The following is a 2,110-nucleotide window of genomic DNA, read 5'->3' on the forward strand; positions in this document are numbered from 1 at the left end:
CGGCCGAGCCCCTGGCCGGCCCCGCCCTGCTGCCGGCCCGCGCCCGCGCCTACGCGCCCTGAGGCTTCGGGGGATCCCGGAGGGCCCTGTGGCCCTTGGGCGGGTTCTCAGGGCGGCGCCCTGAGACGGCGCGGCCATCCCCCCTCAGGACGCGCCCGCCTCCCGCGGCAGGCGCGCGAGCCGGGCGACGAGGGCGGGGTCGTGCAGCAGCGCCATGCGCTCCTTCGGGCCCAGCCAGGAGGCCGCTTCGGCCAAGCTCTCGGCCTCTCCGAGCTTGGCCTCGGCCAGCACGCGGTCCGGCTCGATCCGCCCGCGCGGGCGGGGCGCGGGCGGCACCAGCATCCCGGCATGGGCCTCGGCGAGCGCCGGCTCGGCATGGAGCGCGTGGAGCGCGTCGGCCTCGTCGAGGCCGGCCTCGGCGTTCCGGGCGGCGAGTTCCCCGGCCCGCAGGGCGACGGCGGGGGGATCGCGCTCCTCCGGCGTCACGAGGAGGCCGCGCCGCTTCAGGGCGAGGCCGTAGGCGAGCTGCCCGCTCGCCCAGGAGATCGGGATCGCCAGCACGAGGCCGAGGATCGTCGGCGACATCCAGAGGAAGAGCGAGGTGGCGATGGCGAAGGCCGCCACCCCCGCCACCAGCCCGAGCAGGGTGTGCCAGCGGTGGCGCCTGACGATGTCGCGGAGCGGGATCGAGCCGTCGTCGCGCCGCTGCGGGTTCCAGCCGGTGTCGCGCCCGAGCAGGATGCCCGCGACCGAGCCCGACTGGATCAGCATGGCCACCGGCGCGATCAGCGCCGAGAGCAGGATCTCGAGGGCGCAGGAGGCGACGAGGCGGCCCGCGCCGCCGCAGGCCCGGCGCAGCTCGGCGTTCAGCAGGGCGAGGACCAGCCCCAGGACCTTGGGCGCCAGCAGGACGCCCATGGTCAGCCCGAAGAGCTTGAGCGCGCGCACCGGGTCGAAGCGCGGGAAGACCGGGTAGAGCGCCAAGCCTTGCGGGAAGTATTCGGGCTTGGCGTAGGCCGTCTGCAGCACCAGCGCGATGCCGACGAGGAGCTGGCAGAGCCAGAGCGGCGAGGCGACGTAGCCGGCGATGCCCGTGGCGAAGTGCTGGCGCGAGGCGAAGTGCAGCCCGGCCGCGCCGATGATGCGGCTGTGCTGGAGATTGCCTTGCGCCCAGCGCCGGTCGCGCACCGCCACGTCGATCAGCGAGGGCGGGCTCTCCTCGTAGGAGCCCGGCAGCGTCGGCAGCATGGTGACGGCCCAGCCCGCGCGCCGGATCAGCGCCGCCTCGACGAAGTCGTGGCTCAGCACGTGGCCGCCGAAGGGCGGGCGGCCGGCGAGGTCCGGCAGGCCGCAGGCCTCCGCGAAGGCCCGGGTGCGGATGATGGCGTTGTGGCCCCAGTAGTTGCCGTCGCGCCCCGACCACGCCGAGAGCCCGACCGCGATCACCGGCCCGTAGATGCGGGCGGCGAATTGCTGGAGGCGCGCGAACAGGGTGTTGCGGTTGATGATGAGCGGCAGCGACTGGACGATGCCGGCATCCGGGTCCGCCTCCATGGCGGCGGCGAGCCGCACCACGCAGTCGCCGGTGAGCAGGCTGTCGGCATCGAGCACCAGCATGTGGTCGTAGGCCCCGCCCCAGCGGGTGACGAAGTCGGCGATGTTGCCGGCCTTGCGGTGGTGGTTCTTCGGCCGGTGCCGGTAGTAGAGGCGCGCGTCGGGCCCGAGCCGGTCGCGCAGGCCCAGGAAGGCGCGCTCCTCGGCGATCCAGGCGTCGGGTTGGGTCGAGTCCGAGAGCACGAACCAGTCGAAGGCGGCGCCGAGCCCGGTGGCCGCGACGGATTCGTGCATCGCCTCAAGCCCCGCGAAGGTGCGGGCGGTGGCCTCGTTGTAGACGGGCATCAGGACGGCGGTGCGGCCGGCGAGCGCCGTCGGCGCCGGGGGCGGGGCGCGCTTGCGCAGCAGCACCCCGAAGCCCAGCACCGCGCTGGTGAAGGCGAGCGCGATCCAGGAGAAGGTGAGGAGGAAGAGCGCCACGAGGACGAGCTGCAGGATCGTCGGGCTGCCCGACACCGCGACCGTCTCGTACATCTGCCAGCCGCCATAGGCGGTG

General features: G+C 74.5%; 1 protein-coding gene. It reads right to left on the reverse strand.

Annotation, left to right across the window (positions count from 1 at the left end; genetic code table 11):
- Positions 1–144 precede the first annotated feature (144 nt).
- The coding region (gene mdoH / locus AX737_RS24735) for a glucans biosynthesis glucosyltransferase MdoH (protein ID WP_066925952.1) at positions 145–2,110 on the reverse strand (1,966 nt) is incomplete at its 5' end.

The organism is Methylobacterium sp. CCH5-D2 (assembly GCF_001556475.1).
Lineage (GTDB): Bacteria > Pseudomonadota > Alphaproteobacteria > Rhizobiales > Beijerinckiaceae > Methylobacterium > Methylobacterium hispanicum.